Origin of the sequence: Roseiarcus fermentans (assembly GCF_003315135.1) — a bacterium.
In the GTDB taxonomy this organism is placed as follows: domain Bacteria; phylum Pseudomonadota; class Alphaproteobacteria; order Rhizobiales; family Beijerinckiaceae; genus Roseiarcus; species Roseiarcus fermentans.
Map to the genome: position 1 here is coordinate 110,523 of NZ_QNRK01000012.1, position 21,797 is coordinate 132,319.

Annotated in this window: 20 protein-coding genes, 1 pseudogene and 2 riboswitches; of the genes and pseudogenes, 12 read left to right on the forward strand and 9 right to left on the reverse strand. The window is 67.7% G+C overall.

Features of this window, described 5'->3' with window-relative positions; genetic code table 11:
- The first annotated feature begins 55 nt into the window (after positions 1-55).
- Together DFR50_RS12510 and DFR50_RS12515 are read left to right on the forward strand one after the other, a co-directional pair.
- Positions 56-361 (forward strand): hypothetical protein, encoded by a 306-nt coding sequence (locus DFR50_RS12510; protein WP_113889562.1) that lies wholly within the window; start codon positions 56-58, stop codon positions 359-361.
- A 93-nt stretch (positions 362-454) separates the two neighbouring features.
- Positions 455-898, forward strand: a complete 444-nt coding sequence (locus tag DFR50_RS12515) for a DUF29 domain-containing protein (RefSeq protein ID WP_113889563.1) — start codon at positions 455-457, stop codon at positions 896-898.
- 6 nt (positions 899-904) lie between these two features.
- Here the strand turns inward: DFR50_RS12515 and DFR50_RS12520 are convergent, their stop codons facing one another.
- The 4 genes and pseudogenes from DFR50_RS12520 to DFR50_RS12535 form a co-directional block, all read right to left on the reverse strand.
- Complete coding sequence (locus DFR50_RS12520; RefSeq protein ID WP_113889565.1) at positions 905-1,423, reverse strand: hypothetical protein; 519 nt, start codon at positions 1,421-1,423, stop codon at positions 905-907.
- Positions 1,410-2,513, reverse strand: a complete 1,104-nt coding sequence (locus tag DFR50_RS12525) for a hypothetical protein (protein WP_210208876.1) — start codon at positions 2,511-2,513, stop codon at positions 1,410-1,412. Before DFR50_RS12525 ends, DFR50_RS12520 begins: the two co-directional genes overlap by 14 nt.
- Positions 2,514-2,577: 64 nt before the next feature.
- Positions 2,578-3,258: a hypothetical protein gene (locus DFR50_RS12530; protein WP_113889567.1), complete on the reverse strand. Its 681-nt coding sequence runs from the start codon at positions 3,256-3,258 to the stop codon at positions 2,578-2,580.
- 615 nt (positions 3,259-3,873) lie between these two features.
- Positions 3,874-5,046, reverse strand: a pseudogene (locus tag DFR50_RS12535) (DUF4158 domain-containing protein); the annotation flags it as partial.
- A 94-nt stretch (positions 5,047-5,140) separates the two neighbouring features.
- On the opposite strand from DFR50_RS12535, the gene DFR50_RS12540 reads away from it, so the two are divergent.
- The 10 genes from DFR50_RS12540 (at position 5,141) to DFR50_RS12585 (ending at position 16,446) form a co-directional block, all read left to right on the forward strand.
- A complete protein-coding gene (locus DFR50_RS12540) occupies positions 5,141-5,761 on the forward strand; it encodes a recombinase family protein (protein WP_113889571.1) in 621 nt (206 codons plus the stop codon).
- A gap of 71 nt (positions 5,762-5,832) precedes the next feature.
- A complete protein-coding gene (locus DFR50_RS12545) occupies positions 5,833-6,318 on the forward strand; it encodes a hypothetical protein (RefSeq protein ID WP_245427690.1) in 486 nt (161 codons plus the stop codon).
- 652 nt (positions 6,319-6,970) lie between these two features.
- Positions 6,971-7,169: riboswitch (cobalamin riboswitch) on the forward strand.
- Positions 7,170-7,286: 117 nt separating this feature from the next.
- A complete protein-coding gene (locus tag DFR50_RS12550; RefSeq protein ID WP_113889574.1) occupies positions 7,287-8,183 on the forward strand; it encodes an ABC transporter substrate-binding protein in 897 nt (298 codons plus the stop codon).
- Between the two features lie 95 nt (positions 8,184-8,278).
- The gene (locus DFR50_RS12555; protein ID WP_113889659.1) at positions 8,279-9,217 is read left to right on the forward strand and encodes a FecCD family ABC transporter permease; all 939 of its coding nucleotides are present in this window, start codon (positions 8,279-8,281) and stop codon (positions 9,215-9,217) included.
- Positions 9,217-10,020, forward strand: coding sequence for an ABC transporter ATP-binding protein (locus tag DFR50_RS12560; protein ID WP_113889575.1), 804 nt, complete (start codon positions 9,217-9,219; stop codon positions 10,018-10,020). The genes DFR50_RS12555 and DFR50_RS12560 overlap by 1 nt, the downstream gene beginning before the upstream one ends.
- Entirely contained in the window at positions 10,017-11,045 is a 1,029-nt protein-coding gene (locus DFR50_RS12565) for a DUF6925 family protein (protein ID WP_113889577.1), read from the forward strand. The genes DFR50_RS12560 and DFR50_RS12565 overlap by 4 nt, the downstream gene beginning before the upstream one ends.
- Positions 11,046-12,449: 1,404 nt before the next feature.
- Positions 12,450-12,725 (forward strand): TonB family protein, encoded by a 276-nt coding sequence (locus DFR50_RS32080; RefSeq protein ID WP_170153190.1) that lies wholly within the window; start codon positions 12,450-12,452, stop codon positions 12,723-12,725.
- A gap of 116 nt (positions 12,726-12,841) precedes the next feature.
- A riboswitch (cobalamin riboswitch) is annotated at positions 12,842-13,049 on the forward strand.
- Between the two features lie 28 nt (positions 13,050-13,077).
- Complete coding sequence (locus tag DFR50_RS12575; protein ID WP_113889579.1) at positions 13,078-15,096, forward strand: TonB-dependent receptor plug domain-containing protein; 2,019 nt, start codon at positions 13,078-13,080, stop codon at positions 15,094-15,096.
- Between the two features lie 147 nt (positions 15,097-15,243).
- Positions 15,244-15,831 (forward strand): cob(I)yrinic acid a,c-diamide adenosyltransferase, encoded by a 588-nt coding sequence (locus DFR50_RS12580; protein WP_113889581.1) that lies wholly within the window; start codon positions 15,244-15,246, stop codon positions 15,829-15,831.
- A 78-nt stretch (positions 15,832-15,909) separates the two neighbouring features.
- Positions 15,910-16,446 carry a hypothetical protein gene (locus DFR50_RS12585; RefSeq protein ID WP_113889583.1) on the forward strand — a complete coding sequence of 179 codons (537 nt, stop codon included), beginning with the start codon at positions 15,910-15,912 and terminating at the stop codon, positions 16,444-16,446.
- A gap of 174 nt (positions 16,447-16,620) precedes the next feature.
- Here the strand turns inward: DFR50_RS12585 and DFR50_RS12590 are convergent, their stop codons facing one another.
- The 5 genes from DFR50_RS12590 to DFR50_RS12610 form a co-directional block, all read right to left on the reverse strand.
- Positions 16,621-17,343 (reverse strand): adenosylcobinamide amidohydrolase, encoded by a 723-nt coding sequence (locus tag DFR50_RS12590; RefSeq protein ID WP_113889584.1) that lies wholly within the window; start codon positions 17,341-17,343, stop codon positions 16,621-16,623.
- Entirely contained in the window at positions 17,336-17,890 is a 555-nt protein-coding gene (locus DFR50_RS12595; protein WP_113889586.1) for a hypothetical protein, read from the reverse strand. Before DFR50_RS12595 ends, DFR50_RS12590 begins: the two co-directional genes overlap by 8 nt.
- A 54-nt stretch (positions 17,891-17,944) precedes the next feature.
- Positions 17,945-19,552: a malate synthase A gene (gene aceB / locus DFR50_RS12600; RefSeq protein ID WP_113889588.1), complete on the reverse strand. Its 1,608-nt coding sequence runs from the start codon at positions 19,550-19,552 to the stop codon at positions 17,945-17,947.
- Between the two features lie 91 nt (positions 19,553-19,643).
- Complete coding sequence (locus DFR50_RS12605) at positions 19,644-19,895, reverse strand: hypothetical protein (RefSeq protein WP_113889590.1); 252 nt, start codon at positions 19,893-19,895, stop codon at positions 19,644-19,646.
- Positions 19,896-19,926: 31 nt separating this feature from the next.
- A complete protein-coding gene (locus DFR50_RS12610) occupies positions 19,927-21,540 on the reverse strand; it encodes an isocitrate lyase (RefSeq protein ID WP_113889660.1) in 1,614 nt (537 codons plus the stop codon).
- Positions 21,541-21,797: the final 257 nt, after the last annotated feature.

The window sequence follows — 21,797 nt, forward strand, 5'->3', positions numbered from 1 at the left end:
ACGCGGCGTTCGCGCGGCCGCCCGTCAGGATGAGCTCCGAACCCGGAGCCCATCCATGAACCGCCTTCTCCCGATCGCCCTCCTTGTCCCGGCCCTCGCCGGTTGCGCCCAGGGCAACCTCCGCACCCCCTCGAGCTACGCCGCGCTAGCCCCTCCCACCGTCCGAAACCCGTGGTACGATCCGTACGCGCCTTACGGATCGGCCAACGCGACTTGGCGGCCGCCGGCGTATGACGTGCAGCGGACGATCGTGAAGCCGGCCGAGCCCGCCTCGCAGGCCTCCCGCCCTGACTACGAGGGCGCGGAATGGGCGACCGGGGCCGGCGGAGGGTCGGCGCTGAAGCCGCCCGGAACGTTCTGACGCTGAGCTGTCCGTGGCGGCATGCGGAAGGGGCGCCGCATCCCAGGCCCGTCCGTTTTGCCCCCTCAGGCCTGCTCGTGGTAAAAGGCCGCTATGGGCGACACCAGTTCCACCACCTATCAGACTGATTTCTACGCCTGGGCGAACGAACAGGCCGCGCTCCTGCGCCAGGGACGCCTGAGCGAGGCGGACATCGCCAACATCGCCGAGGAAATCGAAAGCATGGGGAAGACGGAAAAGCGCGAGCTCGTGAGCCGTCTGACTGTGCTGCTGGCGCACCTGCTCAAGTGGCAGTATCAGCCAGGACGTCGCGGCCCGTCATGGGAGGTTACGATCACCAACCAAAGGCGCGACCTTGCTGTTCATCTCAAAGACAATCCGAGCCTTAGATCAAGACTGCCCGAAGCCGTGGAGTACGCCTACGCCAATGCGCGCGGAGAGGCTTATGCGGAAACGGGTTTGCCCAAGACGATGTTCCCGCCGAGCGCCCCTTGGACTTTCGACCAGATGATGGACCAAGATTTCTGGCCCGAATGACATCCCTCAGCGCGGCCAGAAGCCGGACGGCGCGCTAAAAAATTCCCGAACCGAGACCTTTCGACCGAGCCGAATCTGATAGTTCTCGAGCCCGAACAGGAGCGCGAGCAGGAAGAACACCGCGCAGGCCGGGGTGAACTGCAACGCCGTCACCGTCGCGTTCACAGTCCAGCTCATGGTCGCGAGCCGATAGAGCCAGGCGACGAAGAACATCGCCCCGAGCCCCAAAAAGATCCACGCGTAGCGCGCCGTCGATCGCCGCCGGCGCGCCAGCGTGTCTTCGAAGCGGCGGCGCGCCTGCCCGTGCAGGAAGGCCATCGCTTCGAGGTCGAACGCGCCCGTCTCGTCGAGCCGAACCTTCGACGTCCGTCCGTCGTCGCGGGACCGGAGCCGCTCGAGGTCTCGCCGAAGCGCGACGTAGCGCTCGCGGAGCTTGAGCGAGAGAAGGGGCGACAGGGCCGGCTCGCCGAGACGGCGCAGAAGGCGCCGCCGAACCGGATCGCGCTCGTCGCTATCGCGAGACATTGTGCGCCTCCTCGACCTCGGCGATCAGCGCATCCCAATTTTTCGGTATGCCGTCGATCTCGCCCGCGCTCCCGTCCGCCTTGCGCCAGATGAGCGTCGGCGTCCCGCGAAGTCCGATCGCGTCGGCGATCCGATTGTTCATCTCGAGCCGTGCGGGCGCCTCGGGCGACGCCGCCAGGCGAAAATTCTGGTGATCCCAGGCCTCGGCCATCTTCGATGGCGGTTGGCTCAACAGGGACTCCGCCGATCGCGTGCTCTGCCCGTTGTCCTCGTAGTCGAGGATCGAGATCGGCACGACCGCCACCTGGATGCGGCCAGCCGTCACATAGGGCTTGAGCGCGTCGAACGCCCGCACGGAATAGCTGCAGAAGGGATCGACGATCATCCACAGCCTCGGCGCGGCCGGATCGCCGATGAGGCCGAAGGCTGCGCGCTCGACGCCGAGCAGCGCGTCGGCCCGGGCGACCGCCTCGACCGACCTCGCCCCATCCTTGTCGACGACGACGGTTGGGATCGCGCCGTCGATCTTCGACACCTGTTCGCGGGTCAAATTCTTGCCGGTCGCGTCCCACATCACGCCGGCGATCGTCGCCCGGCCGTCCGGCGTCGCGTAGAGCACCTGAAACTCTTGCCCGTTCCGCAGATAGAGCCCGCGCAGCCCGTGCGTTTCGCCGAGCTCCTTCACCTGCCCCGCCGCCAACGTCATCAGCCTGTCGACCGGAAGATCGAGCTGTGGGCCGCCGACGACGGCCTGCCCATCCGGAGCGATCTGCAGGATCATGAATTGCTCGCCGCTTCGGGCGCTGACGCTGCGGAGCCCATGCGCCTGGCCGAGATCGAGCAGCTGAGCGCCGGTCGCGGCGATGTGCTTCAGGACCGGCACGGCGTCGATGTCGCTCGGCGCGGCGAGCGCAAGCAGCGCATCTGAGCCCGATGCGGTTGCGGTCGAGGGCGCGGACTGGACCGCGCCGTCGACCGCAGCGTTGCTTGGAGCGCCTGGGCCGGCGGTCGGGTTGTCCGAGCCGGCGAAGGCGAGGGTGGAAAAAGCGATCAGGCTGACGCCGACCGGCAGAACACAAGAGCGCCGCATGCGTTTCGAACTCCATGTCGTCCCGGACGACGCTATGAAGGTTCCGCGCAAACGAAAAACGGGATCAAGGCCGCCGTTGGCGTAGCGGCTCGTCGCTGAGGCGAGCGGACGCCAGCGCTCTAAAGTCGCTGAGATAGGACATCTGCAGCGCGCCCAGCGCCTCGGTCTCGTCAGCCACGCGCCAAAGCTCGTGGAAAATCTCGCCCTTGGCCTTGAGGCCGAGCGAGGTCTCGGCCTGGTGTCCAGCGATCGCCAGGATTGCCTCTCGCAACTGCGCCAACCACGATTCCCGAACGGCCTCGTCGTCCGCCGGCGCTGCGGCCAACTCTTCACGGACCCGTTGACACGCGGTCCACAAGAGGGGCTCGAGCGCCTCCAGACCTTGATCACCCTCGCCTTCGTAGCCAAGCGCCCGTTCGCAATCCGCGGCGCAGCTCCGGGTCAGGCCGAGACGCAACTCCCCATCCGAAAGAAGCGAAGAGATGACGGTCGTTTTCAGGACCGATTCCCTGATCGTCGGTGCCGGAGCATCGACAATCTCTCGCACCAATTGCCGCCGCCGAAGGCAAAGCTCATCAAATTCGGGAGGAGGCGTCTCAGAATCCCCGTGTTGCGCGTCGATTTCGTCCAGACGGCCGGCGATCGCGGACAGCTCCTGACACCGGTCGAAGATTTGCCCTGAAGAATTCGATTCTACCAGACTCTGCGTATTGTTGACGTCCCCAAAACGCTGTTGCCGAAACATTTAGGCTCCTCGGTATAGAATAGGTTGGTATTGAGGCTCCCCCTCCCAGACGTGCAGATCCTTCCGCCATTCCCGAGCCGCTGGCCCGGAAGCTGCGGAGCGCGCGGTAGGTGTGAAGCAATGCCTCTCTAGAGAGACGTCCGCCCCGCAGATTTCAGGGAGAATCGGCCAACAGCCCTTGGTGATTCTTTCGATGGCCGCGAGGAAGTCGGTCGTGGTGCGGGAACCCCCGAATTTTCGCGACATCAGACCTCCATACCGGAGTGCTGCGCGTGAGGTCCTCGGCTCGAGAGAGCGACGACGGGCTTAGCCGCGAGACGTCGAGACGCGCGTTCGCAGTCACAGGTTGCGGCTTGAGCGCTGCGCAACTCGCAAATCAGTTTCATCGTTAGTCCTGTTCAGAAGCGGGGATGTGCAGCTTCCCCGTGGTTGACGCGTGTTCCCTACAGCGGTAGGTGGGGGCTCTTCGGAAGTATCCAAATTAAGATGCATTAATGTGAGGGGGCGTTGCGACACGTCCTCGTCTCCGCCGGAGAGGCCTTTCGGTCCCCGCGAACCGACTGTCGCTCCCCCACGAGGGGTCCGACGCTGGCGACGCCCTCGAAGCCGAAGCTCACGACGAAGAACCGCATGATTGGCGGCCGCCAGGGCGGCGTAGTCAGGCCCGTCGGTGCGTGACAATTTCTTGGCTTCCGCGACCGCGGCGGCGAAGCGGTCCCAGGGAAGAACGGTCTCGATGGCGGCGAAGGCGTCGCTACCAGTCCTGCGCGCCTCAATCAGCGCATCGCCCAATTTGACGAGGAGACGGACCTTGTCGTTGACGGCGCGGGCGTTGGCCTGGAGCGCTTCGGCGGCGCGGCGCTCCGCTCGACGGAAGAGTCCCCCGATCAGCCGGTCGAACATGCCGATGACCTCGTCGGTGAGCCGAGTAATCGATTCGAGCACGGTGACGGCGAGAATGGCACAGCGACGCAGCGGCGCCAGCATCTTCAGGTGTTGCGCCGATAGTCGCGTTCCCTCCCGCATCAGGATGCGCCGACGATCGGTATGTATTCTTTCGACGATCGACGGGTCGATCGCCAGAGACCGCAAGCGCACGAGTTGGTCGATCAGCCGAGCGAGTGCGCGATGCCCGGCCAATCCCCTCGTCTGACGTGTCCAAGCGAGGACGCTGAGAGCGGTATCGGCCTGGATCTCGAGCAGAGCTTCCAAGGCGTCGCGTTGCGCACCGGTAAGGCCGGCGTCAATCTGTCGGTCGATATGACGTTCCGCCTTCAGCAGGGCGGTCGCAACCAGGCGCTCGATGACACTGGGTCCGGGCGCCGCAATGGCGCGTCGTCGCAGTTCCTCCAGCAGCAGGCGGGCAAGCGTCGCGCCACTGGTGGTCGTAAGCGCCGCAGGAAGCATCCACTGGGCGAATTCGCGCTGGATGGGTCGGGTGAAGGTCTGCAAACCATAGACGGAATACAGAGCGTCAAGCTGATCATATCGGGTCTGCGGTCGGGCTGCGTAGTCCACCAGAACATCCGGGGGAAGATCGAGCTGATCGGCGACGAAGGCCAATACCTCCCGTGGCACGACCTCGCCCGGCTGCAGCAGGCGGCCGGGGAACCGCAGGGCACAGAGCTGGATGGCGAAGCCCAGGCGATTGTGCGGCCGACGGCGCCGCGCGATGACGGTGAGGTCGGCCGGGCTGAGTGTGTAGTGCCGGATCAGGTCGGGCTCGGCCGTCGGCAACGTGAGCAATGTTTCCAGTTGGGCGTCGGTGATGGCGCGACGGCGCGGCATGGCGGTTCTGTCCCAATTGGAGTAATGTCTGTTCAGTCTAGCGGAGAGGCCAGCCCAACGGCGGGTTCCAGGCCTTCGGGCCGGGATGGTTCAATTGGGACAGAAGGCTGCGATCTATTGCCGGGTATCCACGGCCGATCAATCCGGCGATCGCCAGGAGCGCGATCTGCGCGCCTTCGCCGACCGTGCGGGCTACGAGGCAGTGGGCGTGTTCAAGGAAACCGGATCGGGCGCGAAGTTCGATCGGGTCGAGCGGCGAAAGGTGATGGCGCTCGCCCAAGCCAGGCAAATCGATGCGGTGCTCGTAACCGAACTGTCTCGGTGGGGTCGCAGCACGCTCGACCTCCTGGAGACTCTGCGGGAACTGGAGGCGCGAAGGGTGTCGGTGGTGGCGCTGAGCGGCATGACCTTCGACTTGGCGAGCGCGACCGGGCGCATGATGGCCACGATGTTGGCCGGCATTGCCGAGTTCGAACGGGATCTCCTTCGGGAGCGGGTGCGATCGGGTCTCGCCGCGGCGAGGGCGAGAGGCAAGACGCTTGGACGGCAGCTTGGCCAGCGTCCAAAATCCGATCGGCTCGCCCCCAAGGTCCTCGCCCTCGTCGACGCCGGTCGCAGCTACCGGCTGATCGGCCGAGAGTTGGGCCTCAGCAAGAATACCGTCGCCGACATCGTGAAACGGCGCCGCGTGCTGGATGCGGGGAGCATCTCGTGAACCGGCGCCCGCGGACTCCTCCAGCGGATCCTCGTCGAAAAGCCAATTTCCGGGAAGAAGCCCGGAGCATCGTGGCGAAGGACCGCTACGATCGGAAGTACGGTCATGCCGTCGACACCGCCGGAGCCATCGCGCGGGCGCTCGAGCGCGCCTACAAGCAAGGCTACGCAGATGCTCGCGACGATCCGGTCAGACCGACGCCCGAAGTCTCCGAGGAGGGGCCGCTGGAGTGGCTGCTCATCCCGCCCCGTCCCCGAAATGCGTTTTGGTCCTGCTGTCTGTTCACGTTCGGGCGACGCGGCGATCAATATCGCAACGGATACCTGGAACCCGAAGTTACCGAACGAGGAACACTCGGCTGGCGTCTCGTCGTCGCCGGTATCAAACCGGACAAGGTCATCGGCGCGAGCTCGATCCAACCGCTGGTCAAGCTCGGCTTGCTTGAAGCCGATCCGGCAGAACCCCACCGTTTGACGGTCAGCGTCCGCGGCCGTTCGACATGGGAGCGCTTCCTCGACAGCGGCGGCAGGTATCCCGAGGACCTCACCGGTTTCTGATCAGCGCCCGCTTCGTTCTCATTCTGTCCGCTTAGCGTGGTTTTCTGCCCGTTCTATGTCGTCACCCCGAGATGCTGGGCGCCACCGGCTGATGGTGGTTGCCGCATTCATGAGGATCCCGGCGCAAGAATGAACCGGTCCGGCAGCCGGGAGCGGCAGGTTGGAGTTATTCGCCGGGCGCGACCTCGGAGCCAGTGCCGGCTGTTCGTGCCGGATCGCCGGATCCGAACTTGCCGGAAGCAGATTCGCTATGTCTTCGAAAGACCTCGCTGGCGGAGGCCGAGGTAGTCTACCGCGAAGCTCTCAAGTGGATTGCTCTTGCCCCGGCGTCTTCGTCGGGCAGTCGTGCCGCCGAGCGGTCGGCGCGTAGCAGGGCGCGCACAGCCGTCTCGCCGCAGGGCGGAATCCTCAATCGTTAACGCCGTATCCTTTGGTTTGGGACATCATCCTGAGGTGCACTTTGGGCGAGCAAAGGCCCTCGAAGGATGCTCCAGATGGCGCTCATGGCGACGCTGGCACCCTCCGGAACGTCCTTCGAGGCCCCTTCGGAGCACCTCAGGACGAGGTCGATGGCCATTGAGGCGGGCCGTTAACGATTGAGGATTTTGCCCTGCGTCTCGCCGTTAAGCTCCTTGCGCCTCCTCCGAGAAGCCGGTAACGAGCATTCGACGGTTCCCCTTGGGGATCAAAAGGGAACGCGACGAGGGCGAGCGATCGTCCCTGAGCGCGGCTGCCCCCGCAACTGTCGGCGGCGAGTTCTCGGGCCACGCGCCACTGGGAGACATCCCGGGAAGGCGGCTCAAGAGCAGCGACCCGCTAGCCAGGAGACCTGCCGTCGCCCGTGGTCACGCGCGATGACCCTGGACGGGGTGTTCCGGGGGTAGCAGAGCCTTCGCGCCGGATCCGCCGGCGCAAGAGGAACGCTGGCTTCGCAGTGACGGCCACCCGGTATCCGGTGGGATGGTCGTGTGAAGACTGTTTTCCAGAGCCTTGCCCGACGGGGTCGGCAGCCGGCTATTCTCGCCATTTCGTTTGCCACGGCGATCAGCGCGATCGCGGCGCCGGCTGGCGTCGGAGCGCCAACGCACCCCCAACGCATCGTCTCGATCAACATGTGCACCGACGAGCTTCTGCTGAGGCTCGTCGACCGTGACCGGATCGCCTCCGTCACCTGGCTGTCCCAGGATCCCGGCAACGCCAACATGGCCGAGGCGGCGGCAGGAATTCCCGCCAACCACGGCCTCGCCGAGGAGGTCGCGGCCTTCCACCCGGACCTCGTTCTCGCCGGGACCTTCACGTCGCGCACGACCAAGGAGCTCCTGAGGAAGCTGGGCTTCAGGGTGGTCGAGTTCGGCGTGCCGACGACGCTCGAGGGCGTCCGCCAGCAGATCCGCAACGTCGCGTCGGCGGTCGGCGAGCCGGCGAAGGGAGACGCGATCGTCGCCGACATGGACGCGCGCCTCGATCGTCTCGCGTCCGAAGCCCATCGACCGCCGCTGAACGCAATCGTGCTCCGGCCCAACGGCTACACCGTCGGCAAGGCATCCCTGGTCAACGAGCTCATGGAGCGCGCCGGCCTCCTCAATCTCGCAGAGAAGCTGGGCTTTGCGAGCTATCTGCAAATCCCGCTGGAGGCGGTCGCGCTGCAGAAGGCGGACGTGCTGATCCTCGACGCGGACGCGAGCGGCCCGCCGTCTCTTGCGACGGAGGCTTTGCGCCATCCCGTCGTGCGGGAGCTCGGCGAGCGGCTGAGGCTCGTGTCCGTCCCCTCGCGCCTCTGGACCTGCGCGGGCCCTTCGGTCGTCGACGCCGTCGAGCGCCTGATCGACGGGACGCGCGCGCCGGTCGCGGAGGCCTCGCCGTGACCGCTTCGGCACTCCCGGGGACCGACGCGCACGCGCGGAGAGAGCGTCTGGCGTACTGGAAACTGGCCGGCCTGCTGGCGCTCGCCGCCGTTGCGATGACGATCGCTTCGGCCTTCGTCGGCTACGCGCGGCTCGACGTCCTCCCCGCGCTCGCCGACGCGCTGCACGGGGAGCGAAGCCTTCCCGCGATGGTCCTGACGCAGCTCCGGCTTCCGCGCGCGATCCTCGGCGCGCTCGTCGGATTCAGCCTCGGGATCACCGGCGCCGCGATGCAGGGGCTCCTGCGCAATCCGCTGGCCGAGCCGGGCATCGTCGGCGTCTCCGGCGCCGCGGCCTTCGGCGCCGTCGTCTGCTTCTATTCCGGCCTCGCGGGCGCCTTCGCCCTGGCGCTGCCGCTCGGCGGCATCGCCGGCGCGTTCGTCGTCGCGCTGATCCTGTTCGCGCTCGTGGGACGCGGGGCGGGGACGATGACGCTGATTCTGGCGGGCGTCGCCATCAACAGTTTCGCGGGCGCTATGACGAGCATCGCGCTCAACCTCTCGCCCAATCCCTACGCCGCGCTCGAGATCGTGTTCTGGCTGATGGGGTCGCTGGTGGATCGCAGCCTGCCGCAGGTCTGGCTGGCGGCCCCCCTGATGGTCGCGGGCTGGGCGCTCCTCATCTCGGTGGGACCGGCGCTCGACGCCCTGACGCTCGGCGAGGACAGCGCCCGCAGCCTCGGCTTCGACCTCCCGCGTCTGCGCGTCAAGGTCGTCGCGGGATGCGCGCTCGCGGTCGGCGCCGCGGTCGCCGTCACCGGCGTCATCGGGTTCGTCGGTCTCGTCGTCCCGCACATCCTGAGGCCCTTTGTCGGCGCGAGGCCGGGGCGCCTCCTGCTGGTCAGCGGCTTCGGCGGCGCGATCCTGCTGCTCGGCGCCGACATCGCGGTGCGCCTCATGCCGATCCGTCCCGAGCTGCATCTCGGGGTCATGACCGCCGTCATCGGCGGGCCGTTCCTGTTCAGCCTCGTCTACCGCCTTCGTGAGGACGCGTGATGGAGATCCGGGCGGAAGGCCTCGAAGTTCGTTTCGGCGACGCCCGGATTCTCGGCGACGTCTGGCTCACGCTTCGTCCCGGCGAGCTTGTCGGCCTGATCGGCCCCAACGGCGCCGGCAAGACGACCCTCCTGCGTGCGCTGGCGGACCTCGTGCGCCCCACCCGCGGCGTCGTGCGCTACGACGGCAAGCCCCGCTCCGCGCTCGGCCGCGCCGTGCTCGCTCGCCGGCTCGCGTTTCTCGCTCAAGGGGACGAGGTGAACTGGGCGCTCAGGGTCGACCACGTCGTCGAACTGGGCCGGCTGCCCCATCGGCGCGCGTTCGCGGGACCGAGCCAGAAGGATCGGGACGCGGTCGAGCGCGCCCTGCAGGCTGCCGGGGTCGCGCATCTCCGTTTCCGCGCCTGCTCGACCCTGTCGGGAGGCGAGCGCAAGCGCGTGCTTCTCGCGCGGGCGCTGGCGGCGGAAGGGGAGGTATTGCTCGCCGACGAGCCGGTGGCGGCCCTCGACCCTCTGCATCAGCTCCGGATCATGCAGCTCCTGCGATCGACCGCCCGAGGCGGCGCGGGCGTCGTCGCGGTGCTGCACGACCTGATGCTCGCGACCCGGTTCTGCGACCGGATCGTTCTCCTGTGCGCCGGAAGCATTCTGCTCGACGGGGACCCGGCGGAGCTTTCCGACGCGCTGATCCGCAAGGCTTACGGCGTCACTGCGTTTCGCGGCGAGCAGGACGGCCAGCCCTTCGTCGCGCCGTGGGTTCCCTGCGACCGGTCCTCGGACGAAAGTTTCGGAGGTCTTCGATGAGCGCAATCGTGCTGTCCCCGGAGTGGATCCGGGAGGAACTGCTGAACGCGGGCACGAGCTGGAGCGTCGGTTCATTCGGAGCGATCGCGGAATTCTCCCGCGACCCCGGCGAGCCTCTGCTCGCGGGCGCCGATGGCTCGCGCCCGGAGGCCGTCACGGCCAAAGGCGGCATCCGGTTCGACGATCTCGCTGGGGTGCAGGCGATTGCCTACGAGACGACGGCCAAGGACGCGGATCTCTGGAGCCATGCCGTCGCGTTGTGCCTGCCGGCCCACGTCTGCGCGACGAGCGGCCGGAGCGTGCTGACCGAAATCGGTCCCGATCGCGACGCGCTGCGCGAAGCGGACCGTGACGCGACCCTGTTCGACGTCGGCGCCGGGACGTTGCAGGTCGACGTCTGCGTGCGAACGGCCGATCCGGATCTCGTCCGCCGCCTGCGCGCCTGCGAAAGCCAATCCGTGCTCGAGCCGGAAAGCCCCGCCCTGAAGGCAATCCTCGAGGCGAGCCCGCACCGCGTCTTCGTCGCGAGGATCGGGCGCGTGGAAGTCTATCAGCCGATCCCGAGCCCCGACCAGAAGAGCCCGGATGGGCCCCATACCCATTTTCTTCCCAAACTGCTCAGGGCCCGTCGAACCCATTCGGCCGCCAGTCCGATCCCGGAAGGCTGGGTTCCCTGCGCGCACATGTACCCCGCCAATCCCGCCAGGGACGAGATGGGGCGGCCGACGCCCTTCGACCTCGCGCTGCACGTGCGGTTCCAGGACATCCTCCGCGCGTTCGGCGATCCCGATCTGATCGCGCTCAAGGACGCCGTCGCCGAGGGCGTGCGCCAAGGCCTCGATCCGGCCGCGTTGCATGGACCGAAGGGGCGCTTCGCCACGGCGGCGCGCAGAGTCGCGCTGCGGCAGATTCAGGCGAAGGAGGGCGCATCGCCGGCCTTGAGGCTGTGGAGAGAGGTCTTCGACCGTGTCGCCGACGAGGCGAGCGAGGACGACGAGGGCAAGCCGCAGGCGGATCACGAATAGCGCGGAACCTGCAAGATGCGAGCCGGCGTGTCGCGGCAGGTCAGGATCGATCCCGGCGCCCTGGAGGCGCCGCCGGCGCAATCTTGCGTCGCGGCGCCGGACGTCGAACTCGCGTGGATCGCGCCCGACCCCCGGGGCTGCTCGGCGCCGGTCGAGGGCGGCGATGGCGCGCGGATCGTCTATCTCCCCCCCATCCTCGCGCCGCTCGACCGCGCGGACGGATCGTCGCCCCGGATCGATGTCGAACTCCGTCAGGCGGTCGGCGAGGGTCCTTTCCCGCTCGACGCCTCGCCGGGGTCCCCGACAAGCCGCGCCATGGCGAAGCCGTCGCGCCTGGCGCAGGCCGTGGAAGCGGTCTTCGTCCTCGTCGCCCACATGGCGGCGCTGGCCGCGCTCCTCAGCCTCGACCTCCCGACGCCGTCAGCGCCCGACGCCGCCATCGAGGTAACGGTGGCGGCCGGCGACGCCCCCTCTGAAACGGGTTCCGCGGCCGGATCGGACGGTCAGCCGGCGGCGTCCGTCGCGAGCGCGTCGCAGCATGTCGACTCGGCGCCGACGTCCGCCGCCGGATCGCCGGCCGCGCCGGCTGCCGATGACCACATGCCCGCGACCCCGCCCGAGCAGACGTCGCAATCGCCGCCGCCGCTCGCTCCGCCGGAGACGCCTCAACCCGAAGAGGCCTGGCCGCCCGCGGTCGCCGAGCCAGCGCCGGCGAGGTCTGAGCCGCCGCAGGTCCCGCCGACCCCGCCCGAGACGCCTCGGCCGGAGGAGGAGAAACCGCCCGCGGTCGCCGAGCCGTCGCCGCCGCCATCCGATCCGGCGGCGGCGCAAGTCCCGCCGTCGGTCGCGGAGGCCGCTAGCCCGCCGGCCCCGGCGACCGAGAGTCCGCCGACCCCGCCGGAAATCCCTCGACCGATGGAAGCGAAACCGCCCGCGGTCGCCGACCTGGCGGCGCCGCAGGCCCCGCCGTCCGTGGTCGAAGCCCTTCCGCCCCCTCCGGAGGCGCCTCGACCCGTGGAAACGAAACCGCCTGCGGCGCCGTCGACCCAGGTCGCCGTCCAGCAACCTCGGCCTGTACGGTCCGCATCTCCGTCCGACATACGGCCGCGGGCGCCGGCGCCTGTTCCCTCGAGGCCGACGCCGCAAAGGACGCGGCCCGGGACCCGGCCCGAACGGCCCGAGCGAAAGGCCGAGGCCGCGCCGCCTCCCCGCACGCAAGCTCCTCCGCGGCCGAAGCCCGAGGCTAGGCCCGCCTCCCCGGCGCAGGCTGACGGCGGAGCCGGGTCTTCCGGGCATGGGGCGCCCAGGGGCCGGCAACAGGGGAGCGAAACGGCCGGCGGCGGGCAAGGCGCGTCCGGAGCGCGCCGTTCGGGGGCACGGCAAGGCCAGGCCGGCGGCGGCGGCATGTCGCGGTCGAACTACGGTGCGCTGGTCATCGCCGAGATTCAGGCGCGAAAATACTTTCCGGAATCCGCCCGCGCCCGCGGGTCGACGGGGGCTGTCGGCGTCGCCTTCACGATCGGGCCGAGCGGCAGGGTCTCGTCGGTGTCGGTCGTCCGATCGTCGGGCGTGGCGGAACTCGACGCCGCCGCCCGCCGCATCGTCCAGTCGATCGCGCCGCCGCCGCCGCCGGGCGGTTCGTTCTCAGCCAGCGCGACAATCCGGTTCAACGTCGAATGACAAGCGCGCCTCGACCGGCCGCGCCGCTTCTTGCGCAGTTGCACGCAATCATCCACTGAAACTTGGTAGTTTCATTGCGGCAAAACGGGGGCTTGCACTGCGAAAAACCTCGGCCTAGCGTTGTGGCTGTCATCGGCGATCCGGCTCGCAAAGCCGGATCACGGGAATGCGGTGAGCGCCCCTCGGGCGCAATTCCGCGGCTGCCCCCGCAACTGTAAGCGGCGAGTCGTTTGCGCATTCAAGCCACTGGGGCCGAGCCCTGGGAAGGCGCGCAATCGGCGACAACCCGCGAGCCAGGAGACCGGCCTTTGACCACATAACCAACGCCGTCGGTGGGACGGCCGGAGGACATATGGTCAAGAACAGTCAGCTGTCCGGCTGCGCCGTCGCCGCTTTTGTCGTCGCCGCGCTCCAGCCCAATCTCGCTCACGCCCAGGCGACGTCGAACGCGCTAGGCGAGATCACCGTCACCGCCGAACGTACGCCAGTGCCGGTCAATTCCGTCGGCTCCGACGTGACCGTCATTCCCGGCTCCCGGGTCCAGCAATGGGGCGCCAACGGCATCACCGAGGTGCTGCGCGAGGCCGTGGCCGTGACGGTCACCCAGAACGGCGGACCGAGCACACAGACCAGCGTAACCTTGCGCGGAGGCGATTCCGGCCAGGTGCTCGTGTTGGTCGACGGCATCCCGATCGGCAACCCGGCGAGCACCAACGGCGCGCTCGACTTCGGCAACCTCAGCGCCCTCGACATCGACCGCATCGAGATCGTGCGCGGCCCGCAGTCCTCGCTCTACGGCTCCGACGCCATGTCGGGCGTCATCAACATCATCACGAAGAAGGCCAAGAAGGGCGAGCAGCGCAGGTCGGTCACGATCCAGGGCGGCAGCTACGGCACGATCCAGGGCACCGCCACCGTCTCGGGCTCGACCGGCGACTGGCTCTATTCGCTCGGCGTGACCGACATGTATTCGGCCGGATTCCCGAGCTACGGCTACCGGGTCAACCAGCCGCTGACCTACGGGTTCGGCATGGGGCCGCTGCCGCCGCTGCCGAACACGCAGCCGTCGAACAAGGGCGGAGCCAACGGAAACTTCACCTACACGATCAACGAGAACGCGAGCGTCGACTTCGGCTTCAACGTGTGGGGCAACACCCTGCAGACGTCGAATCCCGGCGCGACTGTCGCCTCCGACGTCTTCTCGCCCTACAACTCCTCGACCACCTGGATCGGCGACGGATTCGTCCGGGCGAACGCCACGACCGGCATCCTGACGAATCATCTGACCGTGTTCGGCAACACGACGGACATGCGGAACCGGATGACGGAGCAGTGCTACGACATCAACTTCAATGCCTTCAACTGCACGCTGGGCTACATCGGCGCCCGCTATGGCGCCGAATACCAGGGGCAACTCGCCTTCGGACCTTACGGCTCGCTGATCTTCGGCGCGCGGAACATGACCGAGTCGATGAGCACGTCGCAGCAACCCAATCCGTACGACGGTTCGTTCACGGCCGTCGACGCCCAGCAGACGACCAACTCGGCGTACGCCGAATATCGCCTGCCGCTCCTGTCGCGCCTCGACCTGACCTTCGGCGGGCGCGTCGATGCGATCCAGGAAGGACCGGCCTTCGCCACAGGGCGCGTGACCGCCGCCTACCGCATCGACGAGACGGGGACGAAGCTGCGCGCCGCCTTCGGCAACGGCGCCAAGGCGCCGACGCTGTTCCAGCGCTTCAGCCTATACGGAACGCCGGACCTCCAGCCCGAGCAGAACGTCGGCGGCGAAATCGGCATCGACCAGAAGCTGTTCCAGGACCGCCTGTTCCTGTCGGCGACGGCGTACAACACGTTCTACAAGAACGAGATCGGCTTCGGGCTTGTCGACTCCTGCACCGTGTCGGCGGCCGCGCAGGGCGGTTGCTACTACAACATCGGCACGGCCCAGACGAAGGGCGTCGAGATCACGGCGGACGCCACCGCCGTTCCGGACGTGCTGCACATCCGCGGCGGATACACCTACAACAACGCGGTCGACACCCAGACGCATACCCCCGTGCTCTACGTTCCGCTCAACTCGGGCTACGTCTCGGCGGTCTGGACGGCCATGCCGAACCTCTCGATCGAGCCGCGCCTCCTGCTCGTGGGTCCGCGTCCGGGGACGAATTTCTATGCCTCCTTCGGCGGCGACAGGAATGTGACGCTGGCCGGATACGCAAGGCTCGACTGCATCGTGAACTACAAGATCAACGACACGTTCGGCGTCTTCCTGCGCGGCGAGAACCTGACCGACGCGAAGTACCAGCTGACCTACGGCTACGGGACGCCGGGCGTCTCGGTCTTCGCGGGCTTGACCGCGAAGTTTTGAGCGAGGCGAAAGCCCTACGGCTTCCGCAGGCCTACTGAGAGGGCGAGACAGCCGCACGCTGTCTCGCCCGAGCGCGTCATTGAACGAAGCGGGGCTCCACATGTCATGGCGCCGCGCGCTCGGACCGGCGAGAAGGGAGCAGGGCGAATGACGACCAAGGATGCGAGTTCAGAGAAGCGGACCCGCGTGGTTACGCGATTGGGCGACGCTGGCGAGACGCAGGTCGGGAAGGGCCGCATGCTCAAGTGCGCGCCGAGGGTCGAGGCCTATGGCACGGTGGATGAGGCGAACTCGACTATCGGGGTTCTGCGCACCACAGTGCAAGTCGACGAACGGCTGAGCGGCTGGTTGCGTTCGATCCAGATCGACCTGTTCGACATCGGCGCGGATCTCAGCATGCCGGGGGACGTCGGCGCCAAGCTGCGGTTCAAGCCCGAGCCGGTCGCACGAATCGAAGCCCAACTCGAAGAGTTGAACGCGGCGCAGCCGCGCCTCGCCAATTTCGTCCTTCCGACCGGAGCGGACATGACTGGGGCCTTCGCCCATCTTGCCCGCACCATTGTTCGCCGCGCCGAGCGCAGAATTGTCGCGCTCGCGCAGATCAAAGGGGAGGAGGTCAATCCCGAGATCCAGCGCTACCTGAACCGGCTCGCCGATTTCATGTTCATCGTCGCCCGTCATCTCAACGGCGACGGCGCCAAGGACGACGTCTGGGCCCCGCGAGGTCAGCGCTGACGAAGCACGTCCACGGCCGATTCAGGGATCAAGTCGCTTGCGCGGCGAAGAGCACGCACATTCGCGACCTGACGGCTCATGAGGGACAAGATGCCGGCGGCATCTCGCATAACTTGGCAACGAGAAGAAGGCGGGTTTGTCCTCTCTGTCGAATTGGATTCGGTCCCCGACATCGATCGCGAGAGACGAGTCGCCGCCTCTCTGGAGGTGGCGACCAAACACCTCCAGAAATCGGGAGGCAACAGGATCCGTGCGGACGCGACGTCGGTATCCTTCGCTTTCGCCCTGTCCGCCGGACCCAGAATGCGCGGGATCGCGCAGCGTCTGAGGGAGAAAATCGACGCTGTGCTGACAGCGCCGCTCGCCCCGCGCGCAGTTGACAAGGCGCTCGGCATTAGTCAGCGCGAGCGTCTGCGCTGGTACAAGGATGGGCGTCTGCCGACGTGCGGACGGGCGAAGTTGGGTCACGGCACTCACACCGTCCACATCCCTCTTTTCCCGTTCAAGGCCATCGCCAAGCTTCAGGCTACGCCTGCCACAATCGAGGATTGGCGCCGGAAGGACGTTCATGGCGTCTCGGAAGATCTTGCTGCTCCCACGACCGTCCAGCAATGATTCGACTTTCGCACTTGCCCGAGCATCTGAGTATGACCTTTCGTGACGCGATGCGCCAGTCGACGCGGAGGGGGAGGCTGGGCGCTCCAGTCTGAGCGACGGCGGAAGCCCGACGGGGCCTCCTGCATCGCCCGGAGAGACAACCGATCGAACACTGCCTCGCTCGGATCTTCTTCAGACCGTCGAGAGCGTGGACGTTCCCTCGCGAGGACGGGCCGGCGCAAATTCCGCAAACCACTCCTCGGCGCCTTCGCGCGTGGCGCGGTAGACCACGGCGCCGATCGCTTCGCCGACGGCGGTGTGCAGGCCGGCCCATTGCGTCGCCGCGCCTTCGATGGGCGCGGCGACGACGATGCAGTCCGTTCCCGTGCCGGTGATCCTTTGCCCGCTGTGCGGAGGATGGGCGTCGAGGATCGCGGCGGTTCGCGACTGCGCGGCGATCGAGATCGCCTCGACGAACGCTCCGTCCGTCAGGGGCCGCGAGACGTGGACGAGGGTGTTGACGGTGCCGGGAACCGGACGAACGGGAAACCGGGATCCGACCCGCTCTCCATTCGACAGGCCGACGGTCGTGAGGCACGCGGCCTCGACGTCCTCGACGGTCGTCGCGTCGAGGCGCCATCGCCGTATGTCGCGCGAGGTCATGAGCGCGAGCGCGTCCGGCAGTCCGGCGTCGGCGAGTCTTTGGCGCAGGAAGGCGCTCGCGTCGACGTCCGGCCCCAGGTCGCGATTGCGCACCTCGACCCATACCACCTCGCGAACCGTCGCAAAGCCGGGATGCAGCAGCGACCAGCCCAAGGTTCGCCGGGAAGAGGGGAAGCGCACCGTCATGAACGGCGGCGCGCACTCGACCGCGAACTGCGGCGCCGGCGCGGCGCCGCGACCGGCGTCAAGCATGACGGAGGGCGCACGCTCTGCCCGACTGCGTGCCGAGGCCGGCGCGCGCCCCGAGGGCCCGAAGGGCGAGAAATCCGCCGAAGGTCGCGGCGTTGATCAGGAAGATCCGGGTCACGACCGCAAGCGTGAAGTGCGCCACGCCGTCGCCGGTGAGCAGGCAGCCGGCAGACACCGCACCCTGGCAGGTCACGAACGCCGCAACGAAGGCCGCGACGACGCCGACAGCGCCGCCCACTCTCGCCAGGACGAAGGCTGCGGCGCCGACCGCCAGGAGTAAGATGAGGGCCAGCCCGGCGCCCCAGGCGAACGTGCTGGCGTCGATCGGGTAGCCGAGGCACGCGAAGCCGACGATCTGGTTGGCGAGCCAGACCGAGAGAATGGAGCCGATCGCGGCCGCGGGGCCGAACAGCATCGCCGCCATCGTGGCGAAGGCGGCGAGCGGCAGGGCGCAGGAGAAGCCCAGCGTCAGCGCGACGCTGGCCGCGACCATGAGCGCGCTAAGCGCCGAGACGCGGCTCCGCGGAGCGAGATTGGCGATGGCGTTCATGGGTCGGCCTCCGGGGGGTTCCGTTTGTTTCACGATCCCTGTTCGAATGTCCAGCTACCGGATCAGCTCGTAAGCCGGGATCGTCAGGAACTCATCGAACTCGCCGGCGAGCGAAAGCCGCGAGAAGAGCGCGATCGCCTCGGAGAAGCGCCCCGAATGGAAAGCCTCGGCGCCGAGCGCGTCGCGCAACTTGGCCATCTCGTCGTCGAGGGTCGCCAGGACGAGCTCCCGCGTCACCGGGCGACCGTCGTCGAGCAAGGCGCCGTGATGCAGCCATTGCCAGACCTGAGCGCGAGAAATCTCGGCCGTCGCCGCGTCCTCCATGAGGTTGTAGAGCGGGACGGCGCCGCGGCCGCCGAGCCACGCCTCGATGTAGCGCACGCCGACCCGGATGTTCTCTCGCAACCCCGCCTCGGTGCGCTGCCCGTCATGGACAGCGAGCAGCATGTCTCGCGTGACGAGTTCGTCGCGCCGCTTCTCGAGCTGGTTCGCCGCCGGCATGTGCCTGTCGAACACCTCCATCGCGACCGGCACGAGATCGGGATGAGCGACCCACGTCCCGTCATGGCCATGCCGCGCCTCGCGTTCCTTGTCGGCGCGAACCTTCGCGAAGGCCACCTCGTTGGCGACGGGATCGTCCTTGACCGGAATTTGCGCCGCCATGCCGCCCATCGCGAAAGCGCCGCGGCGATGGCAGGTCTCGATCAGGAGAAGCGAATAGGCGTCGAGGAACGCCTTGCCCATCGTCATCGCTGAGCGGTCGGGCGTCAGGAAGCGCGGCTGCTTCCCGAGCCGCTTGATGAGCGAGAAGATGTAGTCCCAGCGTCCGCAGTTGAGGCCGACGATGTGGTCGCGCATCTCGTAGAGGATCTCGTCCATCTCGAACGCCGCGGGCAGCGTCTCTATGAGAACGGTGGCCCTGAGCGCGCCCGCGGGCAGCCCGAGCGTGTCCTCCGAGTGGCTGAAGACGTCGTTCCAGAGCCGCGCCTCGAGACGGCTTTCGAGCTTCGGCAGGTAGAACGCCGGCGTCGCTCCGGCCGCGAGGATGGCGCGGGCGTTGTGGAAGACGTAGAGACCGAAGTCGACGAGCGCGCCGGAAGCAGGCTCCCCGTCGACGAGCACGTGCGCCTCGGGCAGGCGCCAGCCGCGCGGTCGCACCATCAGGACGGCGGGTCTTGGGCCGAGCGCGTAGCGCTTGCCGGTCCTCCGGTCGGTGAAGTCGATCGCGCCCGCCCAGCGGTCCTTGAGGTTGAGCTGCCCCTCGATCACGTTGTCCCAGGTCGGCGAGGTCGCGTCCTCGAAGTCGGCCATGAAGACTCTTGCGGCCGAGTTCAGCGCGTTGACGATCATCTTGCGGTCGACGGGGCCGGTGATCTCGACCCGGCGGTCGAGCAGATCGGCGGGGATCGGCGCAACCCTCCATTCGCTCTCGCGAACCGATTTCGTTTCGGGGAGGAAGTCCGGCAGGTCGCCCGCATCGAAGGCATTCTGGCGCTCGATCCGGCGTTCCAGAAGCGCGCGCCGGCGCGCGTCGAAGCGGCGATGCAGGTCGGCGACGAATCCGAGCGCGGGGGCGGTGAGAATCTCGTCGAAGCGCGGTCCGATCGCGCCCGCGACGGCGACGCCGGGAACGGCGGAAAGGTTCGAGACGGGCGTGTTCATGGGGTCTCCAGACTGTCGACGGCGTTCGTTCCAGCTCCGTCGCGGCCTCGCGCCGCGACGGTCATCGTTGCCTTCGGGGGGGCGGCGGCGCCTACGCCGCGTCCGGCTCGGCGGCGTCCGGTTTCGCGGCCGGCGGCTCGCGCACCATCGGGATCATCTGATCGCCGTAGGCGCCGGCTCCGTCGTGATGGCGCGAGACGCGCACCAGCTCCACCGAAACGCCGGCGGTCACGGCCCGCTGGATGGCTTCGTTCGCCCGGTGGACGGCGTCTGCGACGCGGTTGATGGCGCGGTCGCGGTCGCTGAGATGGGACGGCGGGACGCGCTTGAGCTCTTCGGTCATGGCGATACTCCTTCAGAGGGAAGCGGCGCGGTCACTCCGCCGCGAACTGGTTCATGGTGTTGCCGTGGCCGCCGGCTTTCAGCGCCCGCTCGCCGGACACCATCTCCTTGAACGCGTCGCCGAGATCGGAGCCCACCTCGTGCTGGTGCCTGACCGCCGAGACGCCGCGGCGGATCTCCTCGCGCTGGACCGTGTTGACGTAAGCCTTCATCCGGTCCGGCCCGAAATAGCCGCGCGAGAGCTCGTCCATGCTCTTGGCGGTGAGGTGGAAGGTCGGCAGCGTGATCAGGTTGTGGAACACCCCGGCCTCGGCCGAGATGTCGGCCTGGAATCGCGCGAGCCGCGCGTCCGCCTCGAGGCCGAGCGGATCGTCGTCGAGGGACGCCGACATCAGCGCCGTCCCGTCCGGATAGGCGTCGGCCTTGATCCGCCCTTCCGCGATCCACTCCGCCCGCACCTGCTTGCGCAGGTTCAGCGTCCAGTTGAAGGACGGGGAGTTGTTGTAGGTGAGCTTGGCGTTGGGCACGACCTTGCGGATCGCCGCGACCATGGAGGCGATCTCCTTGACGTTCGGCGTGTCGGTCTCGATCCACAGGAGGTCGGCGCCGCCCTCGGTCAGGTTGGCGATGCAGTCCTCGATCACCCGGGCGCGGCCCGAGCCCTCCTTGAACGCGAAAAGGCCGTTCGCAAGGCGGACCGGACGGACGAGCTGGCCGCCGACCTTGATCGCGACCTCGCCGTCGAGAAGGGGATTGGCGGCGTCGACGGGCTCGGTCTTCAGCCACTTGATGTATTCGGAGGCGAGGTCGCCCGGCTGCTGGCTGACCGGGATCTTTTGCGTCAGGCCGGCGCCGAGGCTGTCGGTGCGCGCGACGATCACCCCGTCCGGCACGCCGAGCTCCTCGAAGGCGAGGCGGCAGGCGCGCAGCTTCTCGATGAAGTCCTCGCGCGGAACGGTCACCTTGCCGTCCTGGTGGCCGCACTGCTTGGCGTCGGACACCTGGTTCTCGATCTGCAGGCAGCAGGCGCCGGCCTGGATCATCGCCTTGGCGAGCAGGTAGGTCGCGTGCTCGTTGCCGAAGCCGGCGTCGATGTCGGCGATGATCGGAACGACGTGGGTCTCGAAGCCGTCGAGCGCCGCGATGGCTGCCTTCTCGGCGGCCGCGTCGCCCGTCTCGCGGGCGGCCTTCAGGTCCTTGAAGAGGTCGTTGACCGCGACCTCGTCGGCCTGGCGCAGCGAGACGTAGATCTCCTCGATCAGGTCCACGACGGCGGTCTTCTCGTGCATCGACTGGTCGGGCTGATGGCCGAAGCGGTTGCGGAGCCCCGCGACCATCCAGCCGGAGAGGTAGACGTAGGCGCCCTTCGTCGTCCCGCGCAGGCGCTTCACCGCCTTGATCATCTGCTGGGCGTGGAAGCCGGACCAGCAGCCGAGCGACTGGGTGAAGCGCGACGGGTCGGCGTCGTAGGCCGCCATGTCGGCGCGCATGACCTTCGCCATCGCACGGGCGATGTCGAGATGCGTGTCGAAGGTGTTCTGCAGGCGAAGCTGGACGATGTCGTCGACAGAAACGCCTCCCGGAGCATATCCGTCGGGGAAGCGGGCGTCCAATTCGGCGGCGAGATCTGAATAGCGCTGGGTCATGGTTCCTTTTCCTTCCTTTGATGGCTTGAGATCCGCGTCGCGGCCCCATTCCGGATCGCGGTAAAAGGGGTCGGCCGAGAGCGCGAACCACTCTCGCGGTTCCCAGCGGTCGCAGATCCGGACGACCAATGTCGTTCCCGTCCGAAATGCCGATGGCATGGCTCCGAACCCCTTGCGTTGAACACGGCTGTTGCAATATTCGCGGCGCAGATCGTCGGGAAGGACTGAAAATGCGTGGATTTGCGAGCCAAGACGGC

What these genes read in the sequence shown, in the direction of transcription:
- DFR50_RS12510 (WP_113889562.1), top strand. Translation starts at nt 56, where the DNA reads ATGAACCGCCTTCTCCCGATCGCCCTCCTTGTCCCGGCCCTCGCCGGT.
- DFR50_RS12515 (WP_113889563.1), top strand. Translation starts at nt 455, where the DNA reads ATGGGCGACACCAGTTCCACCACCTATCAGACTGATTTCTACGCCTGG.
- DFR50_RS12520 (WP_113889565.1), bottom strand. Translation starts at nt 1,423, where the DNA reads ATGTCTCGCGATAGCGACGAGCGCGATCCGGTTCGGCGGCGCCTTCTG.
- DFR50_RS12525 (WP_210208876.1), bottom strand. Translation starts at nt 2,513, where the DNA reads ATGCGGCGCTCTTGTGTTCTGCCGGTCGGCGTCAGCCTGATCGCTTTT.
- DFR50_RS12530 (WP_113889567.1), bottom strand. Translation starts at nt 3,258, where the DNA reads ATGTTTCGGCAACAGCGTTTTGGGGACGTCAACAATACGCAGAGTCTG.
- DFR50_RS12555 (WP_113889659.1), top strand. Translation starts at nt 8,279, where the DNA reads ATGACGATCGCTTCGGCCTTCGTCGGCTACGCGCGGCTCGACGTCCTC.
- DFR50_RS12560 (WP_113889575.1), top strand. Translation starts at nt 9,217, where the DNA reads ATGGAGATCCGGGCGGAAGGCCTCGAAGTTCGTTTCGGCGACGCCCGG.
- DFR50_RS12565 (WP_113889577.1), top strand. Translation starts at nt 10,017, where the DNA reads ATGAGCGCAATCGTGCTGTCCCCGGAGTGGATCCGGGAGGAACTGCTG.
- DFR50_RS32080 (WP_170153190.1), top strand. Translation starts at nt 12,450, where the DNA reads ATGTCGCGGTCGAACTACGGTGCGCTGGTCATCGCCGAGATTCAGGCG.
- DFR50_RS12575 (WP_113889579.1), top strand. Translation starts at nt 13,078, where the DNA reads ATGGTCAAGAACAGTCAGCTGTCCGGCTGCGCCGTCGCCGCTTTTGTC.
- DFR50_RS12580 (WP_113889581.1), top strand. Translation starts at nt 15,244, where the DNA reads ATGACGACCAAGGATGCGAGTTCAGAGAAGCGGACCCGCGTGGTTACG.
- DFR50_RS12585 (WP_113889583.1), top strand. Translation starts at nt 15,910, where the DNA reads ATGAGGGACAAGATGCCGGCGGCATCTCGCATAACTTGGCAACGAGAA.
- DFR50_RS12590 (WP_113889584.1), bottom strand. Translation starts at nt 17,343, where the DNA reads ATGCTTGACGCCGGTCGCGGCGCCGCGCCGGCGCCGCAGTTCGCGGTC.
- DFR50_RS12595 (WP_113889586.1), bottom strand. Translation starts at nt 17,890, where the DNA reads ATGAACGCCATCGCCAATCTCGCTCCGCGGAGCCGCGTCTCGGCGCTT.
- aceB (WP_113889588.1), bottom strand. Translation starts at nt 19,552, where the DNA reads ATGAACACGCCCGTCTCGAACCTTTCCGCCGTTCCCGGCGTCGCCGTC.
- DFR50_RS12605 (WP_113889590.1), bottom strand. Translation starts at nt 19,895, where the DNA reads ATGACCGAAGAGCTCAAGCGCGTCCCGCCGTCCCATCTCAGCGACCGC.
- DFR50_RS12610 (WP_113889660.1), bottom strand. Translation starts at nt 21,540, where the DNA reads ATGACCCAGCGCTATTCAGATCTCGCCGCCGAATTGGACGCCCGCTTC.